The 18,627-nt window shown below is 50.4% G+C and carries 12 protein-coding genes; all 12 read left to right on the top strand.

Annotated elements, in window-relative coordinates; translation table 11 throughout:
• Positions 1 to 101: 101 nt before the first annotated feature.
• The 12 genes from metE (at position 102) to JNUCC32_RS11910 (ending at position 18,563) form a co-directional block, all read left to right on the top strand.
• Positions 102 to 2,390 carry a 5-methyltetrahydropteroyltriglutamate--homocysteine S-methyltransferase gene (gene metE, locus JNUCC32_RS11965; protein WP_192572177.1) on the top strand — a complete coding sequence of 763 codons (2,289 nt, stop codon included), beginning with the start codon at positions 102 to 104 and terminating at the stop codon, positions 2,388 to 2,390.
• Positions 2,391 to 2,689: 299 nt separating this feature from the next.
• A complete protein-coding gene (locus JNUCC32_RS11960) occupies positions 2,690 to 4,132 on the top strand; it encodes an N-acetylmuramoyl-L-alanine amidase (RefSeq protein WP_192572176.1) in 1,443 nt (480 codons plus the stop codon).
• A gap of 91 nt (positions 4,133 to 4,223) precedes the next feature.
• Entirely contained in the window at positions 4,224 to 4,922 is a 699-nt protein-coding gene (locus JNUCC32_RS11955) for a response regulator transcription factor (RefSeq protein ID WP_192572175.1), read from the top strand.
• A gap of 3 nt (positions 4,923 to 4,925) precedes the next feature.
• Positions 4,926 to 6,383, top strand: coding sequence for a sensor histidine kinase (locus JNUCC32_RS11950; protein ID WP_192572174.1), 1,458 nt, complete (start codon positions 4,926 to 4,928; stop codon positions 6,381 to 6,383).
• Positions 6,380 to 7,519, top strand: a complete 1,140-nt coding sequence (locus JNUCC32_RS11945; RefSeq protein ID WP_192572173.1) for a hypothetical protein — start codon at positions 6,380 to 6,382, stop codon at positions 7,517 to 7,519. Before JNUCC32_RS11950 ends, JNUCC32_RS11945 begins: the two co-directional genes overlap by 4 nt.
• Positions 7,520 to 7,830: 311 nt before the next feature.
• Entirely contained in the window at positions 7,831 to 8,283 is a 453-nt protein-coding gene (locus JNUCC32_RS11940) for a hypothetical protein (RefSeq protein ID WP_192572172.1), read from the top strand.
• Positions 8,284 to 8,356: 73 nt separating this feature from the next.
• A complete protein-coding gene (locus JNUCC32_RS11935) occupies positions 8,357 to 9,244 on the top strand; it encodes a YwqG family protein (protein ID WP_192572171.1) in 888 nt (295 codons plus the stop codon).
• Between the two features lie 87 nt (positions 9,245 to 9,331).
• Positions 9,332 to 10,063, top strand: coding sequence for a class I SAM-dependent methyltransferase (locus tag JNUCC32_RS11930; RefSeq protein ID WP_192572170.1), 732 nt, complete (start codon positions 9,332 to 9,334; stop codon positions 10,061 to 10,063).
• 235 nt (positions 10,064 to 10,298) lie between these two features.
• Positions 10,299 to 11,918: a histidine kinase N-terminal 7TM domain-containing diguanylate cyclase gene (locus JNUCC32_RS11925; RefSeq protein WP_192572169.1), complete on the top strand. Its 1,620-nt coding sequence runs from the start codon at positions 10,299 to 10,301 to the stop codon at positions 11,916 to 11,918.
• A gap of 124 nt (positions 11,919 to 12,042) precedes the next feature.
• Positions 12,043 to 12,381 carry a bacillithiol system redox-active protein YtxJ gene (gene ytxJ / locus JNUCC32_RS11920; protein WP_009591778.1) on the top strand — a complete coding sequence of 113 codons (339 nt, stop codon included), beginning with the start codon at positions 12,043 to 12,045 and terminating at the stop codon, positions 12,379 to 12,381.
• Positions 12,382 to 13,018: 637 nt separating this feature from the next.
• The gene (locus JNUCC32_RS11915) at positions 13,019 to 14,791 is read left to right on the top strand and encodes a methyl-accepting chemotaxis protein (protein ID WP_192572168.1); all 1,773 of its coding nucleotides are present in this window, start codon (positions 13,019 to 13,021) and stop codon (positions 14,789 to 14,791) included.
• 46 nt (positions 14,792 to 14,837) lie between these two features.
• Positions 14,838 to 18,563: a non-ribosomal peptide synthetase family protein gene (locus tag JNUCC32_RS11910; RefSeq protein ID WP_228468943.1), complete on the top strand. Its 3,726-nt coding sequence runs from the start codon at positions 14,838 to 14,840 to the stop codon at positions 18,561 to 18,563.
• Positions 18,564 to 18,627 lie beyond the last annotated feature (64 nt).

Below are 18,627 nucleotides of genomic sequence, written 5' to 3'. Positions count from 1 at the left end.
ATAGCCGCAGGCTATAACTAGATATAGCTTATTTGAGTTACACTATATCGGGAAATACGTGATATCTTTCTTGTAACAATTTGTATAGGAGTGTTACATAGATGGCAAAAAGCAGTGTACTGGGATATCCGCGCATAGGCGCTGATCGGGAATGGAAGAAAGCCTTAGAAGCGTTCTGGGCGGGCAAGCTCGAAGAATCGGAGTTTCACAAGCAGCTGCAGGAGATTCGGTTGAATCATTTGCGCAAGCAGCAAGAGAGCGGAATTGATCTGATCGCCGTCAATGATTTTAGTTATTACGATCATATCCTGGACACGGCCACCATGTTCGGCATCGTACCCAAGCGGTTCCCATATGAGGGCGGCATTGTTCCATTGTCTGTATACTATGGGATTGCACGCGGCACGAAGGATGCTACAGCAAGTGAAATGACCAAGTGGTTTAACACCAATTATCACTACATCGTGCCGGAATTGGACGGAGCTGTTCCGGTTCTTACCGAGAATAGGCCGCTTGCAGCCTATCGGGAGGCCAAAGAGAAGCTCGGCATTGAAGGCAAGCCGGTCATTGTCGGTCCGCTCACCTTCTTGAAATTGTCCAAAGGCTACCAAGCCTCGGAAACGGATGCCTGGCTTGATAAATTGCTGCCTCTGTACGTTCAGATCCTTCGGGAGCTCGCACACGAAGGCGTTCAATGGGTACAGATCGACGAGCCGATCCTGGTTACGAAATTAAGCGAAGCCGATCTGGAGCGATTAAACACCATCTATGAAACGTTTGCGGCTTCGGCACCCGGCCTAAACATCATGCTGCAAACCTACTTCGAATCGGTGGAAAACTACCAGGACATCATCCAGCTGCCGGTTAGCGGCATCGGCCTTGACCTGGTGCACGGATACAAAGGCAATCTGCAAGCCATCCAACAATCCGGATTTCCGGCGAACAAAGTTTTGGGTGCGGGGATCATTGACGGACGCGGAATCTGGAAGGCCTCGCTTCGCGAGAAGCTGTCGCAATTGGAGGAGCTGACGAAATATGTGGCCGCCGAGCGCTTGATCGTGCAGTCTTCGTGCAGCTTGCTTCATGTACCGGTGACGGTAAGCAAGGAAACGAAATTGCAGCCTGAACTAAAGGACGCTCTCGCTTTTGCAGACGAGAAGCTGATTGAATTGGATCTGCTGACGAAAGCCATCTCCACGGGAGCTGCCCGGATCGCGAATGAACTGGAACATAACGACCTTGCGCTTCAGGCGCTTAAGCAGTCGGAAGAGCGTAATCGGCTCGATGTTCAGCGAGCTGTAGCCGAGGTTAGCGCTCAGAATCCGGCTCGCAGTCTTCCATTCGAGGAGCGTCATGTCGCCCAACAGAACAAGTGGAAGCTGCCTATATTCCCGACGACGACCATCGGCAGCTTCCCGCAGTCAGCCGAGGTGCGCAAGGCTCGCCAGGCGTGGCGCAAGGGGGACTGGAATAACGAGCAGTACGAGCAATTCATTCACGAGCAGATCGATATTTGGATCAAGCTTCAGGAAGAGATCGGTCTGGATGTGCTTGTGCACGGCGAGTTTGAAAGAACGGATATGGTGGAGTTTTTCGGAGAGAAGCTTGGAGGATTTGCCTTCACCCAGTTTGGATGGGTGCAGTCCTACGGCTCCCGCTGCGTGAAGCCTCCTGTTATTTTCGGCGACGTGGCATTCGAGCAGCCGATGACGGTAGAAGAAACGAAATATGCGCAGTCGAAGACGAGCCGTCCCGTGAAAGGAATGCTGACCGGGCCGATCACGATCATGAACTGGTCGTTCGTACGCGAGGACATCTCAAGGGAACAGATTGCGTACCAATTGGCTTATGCCCTCAGACAGGAAGTCGAAGCGCTCGAGCAGGCCGGCATCGGGATGATTCAGGTTGACGAACCCGCAGTCCGCGAAGGGCTGCCGCTGAAGGAAGAAGATCAAGCCGAGTATCTCGCATGGGCTGTAAAAGCCTTCCGCATGACGACCTGCACGGTGCAGCCGACCACGCAAATTCACACGCATATGTGTTATTGCGAGTTCCATGACATGATCGATTCGATCGAGGCGATGGATGCCGACGTCATCTCGATCGAAACCTCGCGCAGCCATGGCGAGCTGATCCATAGTTTCGAGGTGAATACGTATAAACTGGGGATTGGGCTCGGGGTATACGATATCCACAGTCCGCGGGTGCCTCGCGTGGAAGAGATGACCGGCATGATCGAACGGGCACTGCGCGTATTGGATCCGAAGCTGTTCTGGATCAATCCGGACTGCGGCCTCAAGACGCGCGGCAAGGAAGAAACGGTTGCCTCCCTTCGTAACATGGTTCAAGCCACGGAGATCGCCCGTTCGTCCTACTCGCTGAACGTGTAGCAGCCGCAGATTCAAACCTTCGGCGGTTCGATTGAGGTCGATATCACGTTGGACGTTTCGGGTGATTACTGGTCGCACTGGCTTAATGGATATAATTAAGATATGAATTTCGGGAAAGCCGCACCTTGTGCGGCTTTTTTTGTGCTGTAGGATGTATCAGCTCCAAACCTATGAAAATAGTTTTCACAGTTTTGTTTCGGACACAAGTTGTTGACATCTTGGCAAAATCGTTGTCACATCCGGCCTTTATATTCTTCTTATGGAATCGTATCTAGCACGATCACCCAGAAGGAGGAGCCATGATTGATCACAAGAAACGCAAAAAATTCCCCATCCTATTCTATGTTCTGCTCATTGCCATCATGTTTATTGTCGGATTCAGATTGGTAGTCAACACAGGTGCATCCACGGTGGAAATGGTACCGGCATCATCTGCCAAACGCGCGGAGCCCTACCAAACACTTCCTGCCATGCCCAATCATCAAGGGACATTTCGGATCGTCATCGACCCGGGCCATGGAGGCAAAGATCCCGGAGCTACTGGCGTCAGCGGCGCTTATGAGAAGGCGTTCAACCTGTCCCTTGCCGGACGGATTGCAGCCCTCCTTGAGGAGGATCCTATGTTTGAGCCTCTCTTGACGCGCACGGATGACCGTTTCATCGAGCTGGAAGAACGGGCAGCGATCGCGAATGATTGGAATGCGGACGCCATGATCTCCATCCATGGCAACACGTATACGGACCCCATGACGTCGGGGACCGAAACCTTATACCGGCATGAGGACAGCATTCCTTTGGCCCAAACCCTGCAGAAGCATGTAGTGAAGGCGATTGGCCTTCGTGATCGCGGTGTAAAGGAAGAGCAGCTAAAAGTGCTGTCTACACCGACGATGCCAGCCGTGCTGATCGAAGCGGGGTATCTGACCAATGCCGAGGATGAACGTTTGCTGCTGAGCGATGAAGGACAAGAGCTTGCGGCACAAGCCATCGTGGAAGGGCTCAAAGACTACTTTACGGGCTCGGAACGACTTTCGTATGAGCTGCAAGCAAAGGGGGATTTAGATAAACCGCCCGGGCCCCCTTTAAGCGGGACCGGGAACCCATCCATGGAGAAGAAGGTGCACTTTAACGGATCGGCAAAAGACGGAAAACAGGTCGCCCTCACGTTCGATGATGGCCCGGATGCCGTTGTTACGCCCCAAATCCTTGATATTCTAAAGGAGCATCATATTAAAGCTACCTTTTTCATATTAGGAGACCGGGCGGAGAGACATCCCGAGACCGTGCGGCGAATTGCAGAGGAGGGGCACGCGATAGGAAACCATTCCTGGTCGCATCCCAACTTCAAGGAGTTAACGATGGAGGAAGCGACGAAGCAGATAACGGATACGCAGGAAGAACTGAACCATATTATCGGTTATCGGCCATCCTTGTTCAGGCCTCCTTACGGCGCTTTGGATGCTGACAAGGAGAAGGCTATACAGAATATGGAATTAGCGATCGTGAACTGGTCCGTGGATACGATGGATTGGTCAGGGGTGTCCGCGCAGGAGATCATGAGGATCATCGACACGCAGTTGATGCCCGGAGGCATCATTCTTCAGCACACCGCAAACGGGAAGAATCAACTTGCCAACACGCTTGAAGCCCTGGAGTTGTTCATACCGGATTTGAAAGACCAAGGCTATTCATTCGTCACCGTACCGGATCTGCTGCATTTGCCTGAATCTCAGCCTGAATGAACTTGTTACTATAGTTTGGATTTATCATAAGCAGCCCGTATATGCTAAAATCGATTCATTAAACCAGGTCAATGGAAAGAATGGAGACTTCATGATAAAAACGAAAATTCTCATTATCGAAGATGAGGAGCCGATCGCCGATCTGCTGGCTTATGGCCTCGCGATGGAGGGTTTTGAAACCCGTACCGCGTCCAGCGGTGCCGCAGGCTTTAGGGAGCTTGCGGCATTTCATCCCGATCTGCTGCTCCTGGATTGGATGCTGCCCGACCAAAGCGGGCTCGATATATGCAAAAAAGTAACAACGGACTATAACATCCCCATATTCATGATTACGGCAAAATCCGACATTACGGATAAGGTGCTCGGGCTTGAATTTGGTGCCGATGACTATATTACGAAGCCCTTCGATCTGAGGGAGGTGGTCGCCCGAATTCGCACGATCCTCCGGCGGCTGGATCAGGCGAACCAGGGGGATAGGGAAGGGGCGCCGGAAGCCGTGATCCGCTTTAAGGGCATCGAGATCGTAACGGAAGAGCGACTGATCAGGAAAGACGGAAGCCCGGTTGATCTTACGCCGAAGGAATTCGACCTGCTCATGACCATGTACGGTCACCGGGGGAAGATTTATACCCGCTCGGAACTGCTGGATTTAGTCTGGGGTTATGATTTCATGGGGGATACGCGGACGGTGGATACGCATATTCAGAGGCTCCGCAAAAAATTGGATGCCGGCGATCTGATCACAACCGTATTCGGCATCGGGTATAAGTTCGAGAAGCAGGCGGAATAAGAGATGATCCGGACCATCAGAGCCAAGTTTATTGTTGGTTTTTTTGTAATCTTCAGTCTGTCGTTCCTCGTACTTAATCAAACCGTCAAGGAGATCATTCGGACAAGCAATCAGAAGATCGTAACTTCCGATCTGGTCGGACTTAAAAACAACAGCAATGTATATGTAAGGCAAGCTTTCCTTATCAATCATTTTACGAACAATAAGCTATATTTCGGGCAGATGGCCGAGGAAATGGTAAATGATTTGAAACATGCTACCTCCAGCCATGTCAGCGCGTACACCGTCGACGGCAAGTTATTGTTCTCATCGGACGAGAAAAGATTCTCGGGACCCTCGGATGCGGATCTTCGCCAAGCGATCGAGGGAAAGACGGCCTATACCATCACCTATGGCCGAAACAGCGGAACCGTTCTCTATTCATATCCGGTTATCATCGACGGAGTCAAGGTCGGCATATTGAGGTTTACCAAGGATTTTACCCTGCTCTACGAACAAAGCGGCCGGATCATGGACATTATTTTTTACATTGCGCTTGCCATATTCGGAGCAGCGTTCCTGTTCTCGTACCTGCTGTCCAGGAATATTACCATACCGTTAGTGAAGCTTACCCGCGCTTCCACTGAAGTAAAGAACGGGAACCTGGATGTTCGAATCCGGTTTCGGCGAAGAGATGAAATCGGCGAACTGGCTCTGAATTTCAATGACATGATCGACCGGATCGGTAGCCAGATATCCACGATTGAGCGTGATCGGGATCGCTTGAAGGTGCTTAATGCGCAGGAGAAACGTTTTTTTGACAATGTGACCCATGAACTCAAAACGCCGCTCACCTCCATTCTGGGTTATGCCGAGATCATTCGGGAGAAAGGGGATGACGATCGGGAGTTCTTCGATAAGGGCATGAATCACATCGTTGAAGAGAGCCGACGCCTGCATGGCATGGTGCTAAGGCTGCTGGAAGTATCGCAGCACAACGCTGGCGAAGAGGATGTAGAGCTTGTGGATTCGGGTAAAATTTTGCGCGATGTAGTTGATTCCATGTCGTTCCGGGCCAAGCGCTATAAAAAGAGCATCGTTTGCGAGATAGAGGAAGGGTCCTTCGTGCTTGGCCAGCCAGACCGGTTGCGCCAGCTCTTTATCAATCTTCTGGATAATGCCATCAAATATAGTGCTGCCCAATCGGAAATAACCGTCAAGGCTGAGCGTGCGGACGGAAGCGTTCGTTATACCTTCGATAATCTGGGAGAGCCCATACCGGCGGACGAGCTTGCAAACGTCTTTCAGCCGTTCTACTCGGTGAGCCAGAAGCAGAAGGAAGAGGGCAGTGTGGGTCTGGGCCTCAGTATCGTTAAATCCATCGTCGATGATCATGGCGGAACCATCCGTATCATCAGCGAGAATTTTCATACTGTCGTCTACGTTGAAATTCCTTATGTAAAGGCGGGGGCTGTCCAATGAGATATCGTTATAAAGGGCTTGTTTTATGCATTACTATTGCCTTGATTATACTGACAGGCTGTTCAAGCGGACTGCAATCAGAGACCATCATTATCCCCGGCGCGGAAACGGAACAAGCCGTGGATGAGGGAAGCCGGCCTTTCCAAGTAAGGACGATTTATCGAATGCCAGAATCCAAGGAACAAGGGGAATTGCTCGGCTGGTCATCATCCGAGTCGGTGGTCGGTCTTTTTTATGAAACCGAAGCAGTAAATGCGGCGAAATTGAGCTTGCAGCGTTTTTCCCCCCCGTACGAGCGAGCCGACCATTTGTTGGAGATTGAAATGAATAAGTTCTCGTATCAATTATCCCCCAATGGAAAATATGTTTCAGGAATTGCCAAAACGGATGAGGGCGTTTTTCTGCAATTGACAGCATATCCGGGCGGGGAGGTGGAAAGCCTCGAAGCTACGACGGAAGCCAATCAGGAGCTATGGTTTGAGGAGCCGGCTTGGTCCGGCAACAGCCGGTTCGTAAGCTATATGGTGATGGAATCAAACAAAAGGCAGTCCAGTATCGGGATTTATGATACGGAATCGGAATCGGCACGTGTTCATCGGTTGAAGGGTCTTGAAACGGAAGCCCTTCCCTTGAAAGTGATTGTCTCGGATGACGGGAAGATGGCGCTCATCGTTCTGGATGAATACGGTCACGGTCGTCGAATTGCTATGGGAGCCGTCAACGGCAATACGATTGATGTTCAGTATGAGCATGAAATCGGGGCAGACCAAGCCGCATGGTTGAACGACGACCAATTCGTGTTTTTAGGAACGGAGGGAACCTTGTACGTATATGACCGCAGAAATCACGAGCTGTCCATTCTACTGGAGAAGGTGGATAGCTTTGAGTTCTCGCAGGATCGCAAATATGTCGCCTATTCCCAGAACGGGGAGGATACGATTTATGCAGGTAAGCTTCAAGGGAAGAATGTACTGAGCGCAGAGCCCATCTATCATGGCGTCATACCTTCTAAGATGTATTGGAGTCCGGACCATCGCCGGCTGCTCGTGAACGGCCGCAAAAATTATTCCAAAGAGAAGGGACCGGTTGCGATCGAACCCACGGATCAACAGCCATTTATAATCGAGTTCAAGTAAAGGGCTGAGGGTTCTTCGACCACCCGAAGCGATTTTTCACGAGGCGACAGATTGAACGGCTAGGCGTTCGGTCTGCCGCTTTTTTCATGGATTCCAAGAGGACATTCATGTCCATTTAGAGATTTGGCGTACTTTCGAAGAGAGGATTGACAGATCAAACCAAAAGATGTTAAATTATCCGGCAACCAAACCTTGGCCGATGGGGTTTATATTATGAGAGCGCCGTACGATTAACGTTCATTAGTGAAGGGGGATATGATAAAAGTGAGTAAGATCGCCCGTAACCTAAAGGAAATCAAGGCGGTATCGCGATGAGTGACAGGTCATGGCGTATTTTTTTTGCAATCGTGGCGTTGATCATATTGTCGGGGGCGGTCTTTTCATTAGTTCAATCCAGAACGACCTACAAGGAGTTGATGGGCAATCAGATCCATGACACGCAGAAGATAGATAAAATTATCATTGAGAGAAGGGGCAGTTCTTACGATGAGGAGCGAATAAGCATTTCCGATCCGGCGACCATTGAACGGATCCTGAGCAGCTTCTCCGACGCGAAGTTACAAAGGATCGACCAAGATCCAAGGGGGACGGATTACTGGATCTGGATTGATGTCGAATACAAGCACTATCTAATCCATTATACGGAACCGGATATCGTCCGGATTTCTCCGTATAGAGGCATACATAAGAAATATTCCTGGACATACAGGATCACCAATGGCTATGATAAGTCGATCATTCAAGATCTCTTTAAGGAAGAATAGCAGGTGACTTCAGACTAGGGCAATTTTGTAATCATGGCAGATTAAATTTTATGAAAAGATGAGGAACCGGACGATGAAGCTAACCGAACAAAATTTGAGCAAAATGCAGAATATCATCAAGGAGCATCAATTCGAACATGCCGCAGAGTATTTAATCGAGCATACGCGGCAAGGCGTACGATTATCCAAAAAGAAGCTGGAGGACTATGCCGAGTCAAACAACTCGCGCTTTGGCGGTGACCCGGATCTTCCCGAAGCGCTGGAGTGGCCCCTCAATTCGGAGGGAAAACCGATGACGTTTCTGGCACAGCTCCAGTTGAAGGATGTGGCAGCTCAGGACGCCACTAGCTCGCTGCCGACAAGCGGAATGCTGTATTTCTTCGTTGGCGTGGATGAACCCGCCTATAACATTGAGCACCGCGTGCTCTATCTTCCCGAGGGTCAGAGTTCGGGAGCGGTTCGACGACGCGCTCCCGAGGAAACCGCGTTAGACGAGGTGTTCACCGGCTACCGTGTGGAGGCCCGAGCCACGTTGGAACCGCCTAATTACGGTTATGTGGATGATGAGCTCATCGAGGATGACGAGCATGATTATGAATCATACGAGGAGCTGTGCTTTCAATTGACGGGCCTAGATTCCGGCGACGTCGGGACCATCTTTGGCTACCCTTCTACCCAGCACGGCGATTGCGAGTTTGAGGCTGCGCTCATGCTGTTAACCGGTTCGGAGTACAATTACTCTATGGATGCAGCCATGCATCAGATCACCAAGCATTGCGGCGGCAGCGCGGAACGCGCGCAGCAGGAAATTCAGGATACGGTGCTGCTGCTGGCTGTCGATTCGGACGACGATGTCGGTTTTTGCTGGTGGGATGCGGGAGAACTGCAATTTTTCATTCGAAAAGAAGATCTGCTGGCCAACCGTTTCGAGCGCACGTATTGTTCCCTGTACTCAAGCTGATCGTCAATCAAGCAAGTTAGCAATATTTTAAGGCAGCGATGGTAGAGGAGCAGGAATACAGCAGGTACATATGGAGGTTATGGAACCATGAAGGAGAAGGTTTTGAAGGCATACGACAAGCTGGCTGGGGACTACGAACGGCATGTGGATTCGCAGAGCGGGCACAATGCCTTTTACGAGAGGCCGGCCATGCTCCGGATGCTGCCGAAGAACATGGAGCGGATGTCCGTATTGGATGCCGGATGTGCCGCCGGGTGGTATACGGAGCAGTTGATTCAACGGGGGGCTAGGGTAACGGCGATCGATCTGAGCCCGTCGATGATTGAAGCCTGCAAAAGGCGAGTGGGCAGTGAAGCGACCATCGCTGCATGCGATCTGACCGAGACCCTGCCATTTGCAGATGAAGCTTTCGATTACATCGTAAGTTCATTGACGCTTCATTACATTGAGCAGTGGCTGCCAACCTTTCGCGAATTTCAGCGGGTGCTGAAACCCGGAGGCCGCTTGATTTTCTCCGTGCATCATCCCTTTATGGATTTTAAGCATTTTGACCGGCAAGACTACTTTGCCCGCGAGTTGCTGACGGAGATTTGGAACAAACCGGAGTCCGGTCCCGTCGAGGTCGCTTTCTACAGAAGACCGATGCAAGAAATCATCAACGTGACCTCCTCCTGTTTCAGCATCGAAGAGATGGTCGAGCCGCAGCCGAGCTTAGAGCATAAAGACAAGCCGGAGGCGGAGGCCTGGATGGCAAAATGGTATGAGCGATTCATGACGAATCCTCATTTCTTGATCGTGAAAGCCCGAAAATCAAAATAGCAAAAAGGAACCGCGAACCTGCGGTTCCTTTTTGCTATTCACCCGCATGGAGGAGCGTCGGGCAAGAGGAGCGAAGTCAGCTGTACCTTTCAAGAGAGCGCATCGTTTGCAACAGTAGGTATCAAGCTTCCAACAGATGGAACATTGTTCCGATAGGTGTACTATGGTACGATCGGAATAAGATTCGATCGGTGATCATGGCCGATTCACCACACGCAGATTTGGAGCCTACATAATGGGAACACCTTACTCCGCTGTTATTACGCTGATCGTCACGGCAGGCGTATTGAACATTATCATGGGTCTTTACGTGCTGACAGGACGCTCTAGGCTTGCAACGGTAAAAACCTTCTTCATCTTCAGCATGCTGGCCGCGATTTATACATTCGGTGCTGCACTCGAATTGTCCAGCCGTTCGCTTCAAGAGATTCAGTTCTGGATCAAGTTTGAATATCTAGGGATGCCGTTCTTACCGCCCCTTAATTTATTGATCATTCTGACTTATTTGGGCATGGAACGATATTTGAGACCCGGCCTGCTGATTTCAATGTTTATCATACCGGTCGTAACCCTGCTGCTTGTTATGACCAACGAACGACATCATCTATATTATCGGGATATCCTATTACGGCCGGACGTTTCCGCTTTGAAGGTGGATATCGTGGCCGGACCCTGGTATATCATTCAAGGCGCCTACACTTTCGCCTGCTTGATAGGCGGGGTCGTACTGCTGCTTCGAAGCTGGCGCAAGATGCCATCCTACCGCTTTCAGCTAGGCACGATGCTGATGGGTCTTGTCCTGCCCCTTATCGGCGATTTTCTCTATCTTGGCGGACTCACGCCCGATGGAATGGACCCGATCCCCGTCATCATGACGTTGACCTCGGCCCTTTATCTCTGGGCGCTGACATCCAAGGGTTTGTTTCATGTTGCGCCGATTGCAAGGGACAATCTCTTTACGAGCATGCGGGAGGGCGTCCTCGTATTGGATCTGGACAACCGTTTGGTTGACTTCAATCCGGCTGCGGCAGCCATGATGCCGGAGCTGAGCCCTTCGGCCATTGGAGAACCGTTACATGAGATGTGGCAGCTTCACACCGCAGAGCCCATTTTCGGTATGGGGGAACGGGAAGGTCCGGATACGGGGGAAGCGGACATTGAAGAGATTCGCTGGCAATTAGGTAACCATTCGCTTCATTATCAGATCAGGTCTTCTACCGTTCGCAACCAGAGAGGACGAGAGGCCGGACGATTAATCGTCCTGATCGACGTGACCGATAAGGCGCGTCTTCAGGAGGAGCTGCGACAGATGGCCTACTACGATGGTTTGACCCGAATCTATAACCGCTCGCACTTTATGAAACTCAGTTACGCCCTTCTGAATCAGGCGGTTCGGAATCGTGAGCCGCTCGTTTTCCTGCTGTTCGATATCGACCATTTCAAACGAATCAACGATGTTTACGGACACGATATTGGCGACCAAGCCCTGCAGCACATCGTCGAATTAACGCGGAAGACTCTGCGGGCTGAGGACCTGTTCGCCCGTTATGGCGGCGAAGAGTTTGCCGTTGCCATGCCCGGTCTCTCGACTTCGGAGGCAACTGCCGCTGCGGAGCGGATCCGTGCCAAGCTGCTAACGCAGCCGATGACTACGCCGCAAGGACCGCTGATGATTACAGCCAGCTTCGGCGTTGCTGCGGTAAAGACAAGCTCCCATAACGGCACAGTCGATGCGGAAGCAGAAGAAGCTTGGTGGGATACTGAATTAAAGAAGGTATTGAAGCAGGCGGATTGCGCGCTATACGAAGCCAAACGCTCCGGTCGGAACACGATTCGGGTGTCGGATGAGGAGTAATACCAGCATAGACTCAGGCTCAATTGAACCTTCATATGAAAAATAGCGGAATCTATGTGTATAATAGCTATTGGTTGTATAATGAATGCAATGCGATATATCACATCTAAGGGGAGAGAATCATATGTTATGGAATGAAATCACGACACTGGAAGAATGGGACCACATTCTGAAAAAATCCTCCGAACGCGGTCAAGTCATTTTGAAGCACAGCACGACATGCCCGGTTAGCGCCAACGCTTTGGCAGAGTTTGAATCTTATTTGAAAAAGACGCCAAACGGCGATGTGGATTACACCTTGGTCAAAGTCATCGAATCCCGTCCGGTTTCCAATAAAATCGCCGAGGATTTGAACGTGAAGCATGAATCGCCGCAAATCATCTACGTCAAGGACCAAGCGAAGTACTGGACGGCTTCCCACTGGGCGGTAACAACGGAGCACATCACAGCCGTTCTGGACTGAACAACAGCCTGCATGTCGACGGAAAGCAAGGTGTTCATGCGCTCCTCCTATTCGTAGAGGGCAAAGAGCTTGTGAGGGAAGATCGATTCGTACAGTTCGGGGAGTTAGAGCGAAAATTAAATCAAATCATGAATTTCGTTAACTAGGCCTCTTTTTCATGCAATGAATGCATTAGGCGATATTCCAAAGTCCTCTGACTTACCGGAATTTCGCCTTTTTGCGTTTGTTTTGTGATGCTGCTTCACGCAATCCCTACGGATGAAAGTTCGAATAATTGTCGGAAACCGGGACTTATTTGCACTCGAATGTTACTAAAGTATTAAAAATCGACATGGAATAGCCGATCTATTAATAGTACAAAAGATGTGAGGTTTATGGAACCATGTAGAGCAAATGCATCGTTGTTCCCCCGTTTCGCATAACAAGACGTTTTCGAGAAACACCCCTTTACCAGAATCATAACGGAGGAAGAAATGCGCTTCTTTACATCTGAATAATTTTGAAAACGGCCATGTATTAACGAAAAATTCCTGAAATTTTCATTGTATCCAGGAAAGTAGGTGATGCGAAAAGTGAGTTAAAAGGGATCCCTGTTATATATGAAAATACATATGAGTTATCAAAGGAGAGACACCGAGTGAGTAAGACAAAAACGTTCTCTAAAGGTATGCGTTTCAAAAATCTTAGCATTGTTACAAGAAACATGATATGGACAAGTCTCTATATCATGATCACGGGCGCCATCGTCATTGGTGCAAGCTTTTATATCCAGGACAACGTGCTGACCAAGCAGCTGCAATCCGATTCGGGGAAAATCATGGATACTTTGGTCAAGTCCGTATCCGTTCAAGATGCTGAAGCGGTTAAAGGCTCCACCGACCGGAATTCGGACATCCAGAAGAAGCTAACCGGCACGTTTGATGAGCTGTCCGCTACGTATCCTAACATCGCGCAAGGATATATTTTTGGACCTGAGCTGGAGGACGGCAACAAGACCTCGATTATCGCTATGCCTACGGCGGTGCTCGACATGTTTGCCGAAGAGAATTTGAATCTGGGCGACCTATATGAACAGCCGAAAATTCATGCCGACGCGGTCCGTGAAATGATGAAAACGAAAAAAATCGTTTATACCAAAGCGTATACAGACAATTACGGGACGTGGATCACCGTGCTGCATCCTTTCCAGAATTCGAACGGAGAAATTTTCGCTTACATGGGCATCGACGTGGATGCCAGCTTGATCGCCTCAGGGAAGCAGGAACTGCTCACCAACACGCTTTTTGCGCTGTTGATCACCCTGCTGATCGTATTGGCCCTGCAGTACTTCACGATTAGACGCACATTCGCCCCGATTCAAGCTTTAATGGGAGCGCTGGACAAGCTGAGCAAAGGCGATTTCACGGTTCAGTTAAAAGCAGGCGACGATGAACTCGGGCAGGTCAATGCCAAGTTCAATACGACGGTGAATCATATCAATGAGCTTGTTACCACGATCAAATCGGTGTCGGAGCAATCCGCTGAGCAGTCCAAGTTCCTCTTCTCGGCCGTGGAAATCAACAATAACAATTCTTCGGCGATTACCAAGAACATGGAGGAAATGTCCGATCGGGTCGCTGTCCAGAGCACTTCCATAACGGAAAGCGTGGTGTCGCTTGAGGAGATCTCATCCGGCGTATCGACGATTGCCGGCAATACATCGGATTTATCCGAAATATCCATCCAGATGAAGGCGCAGTCGGAACGAGGGAACCACAATGTGGAACAGGTGATCGAGCAGATGAATTCGATTGATCATTCGGTCAAAAATTCGGTGCATATCATCGAAAAGCTGCAGAACCGCTCCCATGAGATCGGACAGATCGTACAGGTTATTACCGAGATCGCTTCTCAGACGAATTTGTTATCGCTCAATGCAGGAATCGAGGCGGCCAGAGCGGGCGAAGAGGGCCGAGGTTTTGCCGTCGTTGCCAGCGAAGTGAAGAAGCTCTCGGAGGAATCGAGAAAATCGGCAGACCAAATCATTGAATTGGTTCGTTACATCCAAGAGGAGACGGCATCCGCGGTAGAAGCCATCAGCGAAGGCGAACACAACGTCGCCAAGGGAATGGAAGTTGTCAAAGAAACCGGCGAGCTGTTCAAAGGCATGCTGGTGGCCACGGATACGGTAACCAGCCAAATTCAAGAGGTGTCTGCAGCAACCCAGCAGATGGTGGCCGAGACCGAACAGATCACCGCTGCGATCAAACAACTGGCTGAGCTCGCAGAGAAGAACTCGACCGTGTCGGGCGAGATCCGGATCAGCGCCCAGGAGCAGCAGGCTTCCTTCGCCAAAATCTTCGAGTCTGCCGAGCAGATCAATCAGGTGTCCGCCGAACTGGAGGCTCTCGTAAACAGACTGCGAGTGTAATGACGCCGGAATAGAAAAAGCATAGAAAAAGATGGAGCTGAAACCTTTGAATACTACGTTGATGATCGAACAAGGCAAAGAATATTGGTTGAATGAACTGCAGCTACCTTTACCGGGATTCTATCTGTACACCGATGGTCCAGCGCATCTTCAGCATCAAGATTTCGATCGCATGGCGATTCCCCTTCGTATCGAAACCGGTAAAATCCAGCGGTTCCGCGACGCGTATAACATCAAGTCATGGATGCTGACAAGCTATGCGGTGTTTCTGTACCGCATGACGCACGATTCGGATTTGCTGATCGGCGTGAACAATGAGAAGGGCAATTTGCTTCCGCTAAGAGTGAGCATAAGCGAAAATGATTCATTTGCTCGTTTGTATGAGCAAATTTCGGCCAAGATGGAGCAGATTGAAGCAAGCATCCTTTCCCTTTCTGACATCGAAGGTTTTATCGGTCAGTCGCTCCATCTGCGGACGATTTACGGCCGGAACGGCAACGGCTATGCCTACGGTGAAAGCGGGCTAAACTGGGTGGTTCAGGAGGAGGAAAGGGATCAATGGACACTTTATGTTTCCTATGCCCAGCCATTGTTCAAAGAAGAAACGATTGAAAAATTCAGCAGGCATTTCGAGCTGCTTGCGGCAGCCGCTCTTGAACATCAGGAGATGCCGGTTAGCCGTCTGCCTATGCTGACGGAAGAGGACCGGAATGCCTATGCAATCCTCAACGACACGAAGATGGAGCTTCCGGAAGATCCGACGCTCGTGGCAATGTTCGCTGCGGTTGTGGAGAAATATCCGAAGCGAATTGCATTATCTTCCGGCCAGGAGCAGATCACGTACGAACAGCTTGACAGGCAGTCGAACCAAATTTCCCATATGCTCATAGCCAAGGGGCTGAGCAAAGGCCAGTTCGTCTCGATATTTATGAAGAGAAGCCTCGATACGATTATCAGCATGCTCGGCGTCCTCAAAGCCGGGGGAGCCTATATCCCGCTGGATCCTTCCCATCCGGATGAACGAAATGCCTATATTATCGGGGATACGGCATCAAACATCATTCTGACGCATCCGGATTTCACGGCGAAACTGAATGGACTATTGGCCCAAGTCCAAACCAAACCGGAATATTACTGTCTCGATGACCATGTCGATTCTTATCCGGCAGAAGCTTGCGGCGTGGGCGTGACGGGCGATGATCTGGCCTACATCATTTATACGTCCGGTTCTACAGGCAAACCGAAGGGCGCATTGATCGCCCATCAAGGCGTCGTGAATCTGGCACTCGCCAATCGGGAGAATTTGCAGATGAGCGAACGGGATATTATTCTTCAATATTCCACATTCAGCTTCGATGCTTCCGTTTACGATATATTCGGCTCACTGGCTTGCGGCTCGCGTCTGCATCTCCTATCGGATGAGCAGCGCTTCTCCATAGATGCCTTTACGGAAGCGGTGGCAGACACCAACGCAACGCGCGTCGCGATATTGCCTACGGTGTTCTTCAATCAATTGGCAGCGTATTTGCCGATGGAGGACACACACAAATACCGTAACATCAAAACGATCGTGGTCGGCGGGGAAGCTTTGGCGGGAGAAACCGTTCGCATGTTCCGGAAGAAGCTTCCGATTCCAATCGTGAACCTTTACGGCCCTACCGAAACGACCGTCGTGGCAACAGGGCATGTCGTGGATTATCCGATTTCGGAGGATCTGGCCACCGTGTATATCGGTACGCCTTTTGCCAACTATGAATTGTATATCGTAAACGAACATGATGAATTATGTCCGACTTGCGTAACGGGGGAATTGCTCATCTGCTCGGTAGGCGTAGCCAAGGGATATTTGAATCAGCCCGAGAAGACCAAGGAAGCCTTCATTCCGGATCCGATAACGCCCGAATCAGGCAAACAGTACTACCGTTCGGGCGACTTGGTGCGGCTGCTGCCGAACGGGCAGGTGGAATACCGGGGAAGAAAAGATTCACAGGTGAAAATCAGAGGCTTCCGGATTGAGATCGGGGAGATCGAGGACAATCTGGCAAAGCATGAATGCGTGAAGGATATCGCAGTCATTCCGAGAACGGATGAGGACGGAAGCAAAATGCTGGCGGCATTTTACACTTCACATGATGGACAGGCCGTCCCCGCCAAGGAATTGGTACAATTCTTAAGCCGGAAAGTGCCGAGTTACATGGTACCTAAATACATCGGTTTCGTGGAAGAAATGCCGTTGTCCCCGACGGGTAAAATAGACCGCAAGAAGCTGGCTATATACGACCTGTCGATGGAGGCGGAAGAGGATAACTCCCCATATGCAGCCCCGGTTAACGATACCCAGTGGGATATCGCCGCAGCCTGGGAAAAAGCGTTGGGACAAACAAAAATCGGCATCCACGACGATTTCTTCGATATCGGCGGCTATTCGCTGAAAATCCTGGAGATTCTGGTCCTCCTTAAGCCTCGATATCCGCAGTTGAAGATCAATGATTTCTTTGTATTTCCAACCATAGCGAAACTAGCGGAGAGAGTTTCGGAATTAGGCAGCCAGGATATCCTGGTCGATCCATTGGAGGAACGGGATCTGCCGATTCAGGATTTGGCGGAGTATCCGATTTCTTTTTCTGTCAATCATGCTTCGGAACAAGTGTATACCCAGCAGCATATTTTGCTAACCGGCGCAACGGGGTATTTGGGATCTCATTTGCTGCACGAACTGCTGTATCAATCCACCGCAACCGTATATTGCCTGGTTCGGCCGTCAAAGCTGATGGAGCCGTATATCCGCCTGGAGCAGGTCATGACGGGATATTTTGGCGAAGACATAAAGTCTCGAATGGACAAGCGGGTGATCGCGATTCAGGGCGACTTGGAGCAGGAGTCTCTGGGGCTTGGGGCAGAAGACCTGGCCCTGATTGAAGGGCGCATCGATTCCATCATTCATTGCGGAGCTGAGGTGAAGCATTTCGGGGATGCCGACTATTTTGCCCGAGTTAATGTTGAGAGCACGGACCGACTACTTGCTTTGGCCCAAAAGAAACCTAATACCCGCTTCCATTTTATATCTACGCTTGGCATTCCGGAGGACCTGGCGCTGGGCGGCCAATGGGAGGCGATCGTTGCCGGAACGGGCTACGAGGAGTCGTCCATCGAGAATGTCTATACGAACAGCAAGCTGGAAGCCGAGAAGCTGGTCATCAAAGCCGGTAAAGAACGAGGCATTCCGGCAGCGGTATACCGGGTCGGCAATTTGTCCTGTCACTCCGAGAACGGAAAATTTCAGAAGAACATAGATAACAACGCGTTTTATCGCATGCTGAAAGCGATGGTGCTGTTGAAGAAAGCGCCTAGCGTGAAGTGGCAAGTGGATATTACGCCGATTAACTATGCGGGGGAAGCGATTACTGCGCTGCTGCTTCAGCAAGAGACCGTCGGCCGAGTATTCCATATCTGCAATCCGGTTGCCATTCCTTACGAGGACATGGTGGAGCATTTTAAAGATTATGGTTATGACATTGCCTTGATGGACTGGAAGGAATACGAGGCATGGTTATTGGATCCGCAGCAGCCGAAGAACAAGGAAGGCCTGGAGCTGGCCATGGCACAGTTTGAAGGCGACGGGGCGAAGAATTCCGTTTACCGGTATACTTGTCCGCAAACTTCGGAATTCCTCCGTAACACGGGCGTGAAATGCGCTGTGCCGGACAAGCCGTTTTTTGAAAAGATGATGGATTATGCCGCTGGCATTGGATATTTCGTGAAGCCTGAGTAACGATATTCAGGTTAGCAAGCAAGAAACCGCGAATGCTTTCGCGGTTTTTTTGTAATTTTTTGTG

Origin of the sequence: Paenibacillus sp. JNUCC32, from assembly GCF_014863545.1 — a bacterium.
GTDB lineage: Bacteria > Bacillota > Bacilli > Paenibacillales > Paenibacillaceae > Paenibacillus_AQ > Paenibacillus_AQ lautus_A.
The sequence above is the reverse complement of the archived record's forward strand: the minus strand, read 5'-3'. Positions and strand labels throughout refer to the sequence as shown.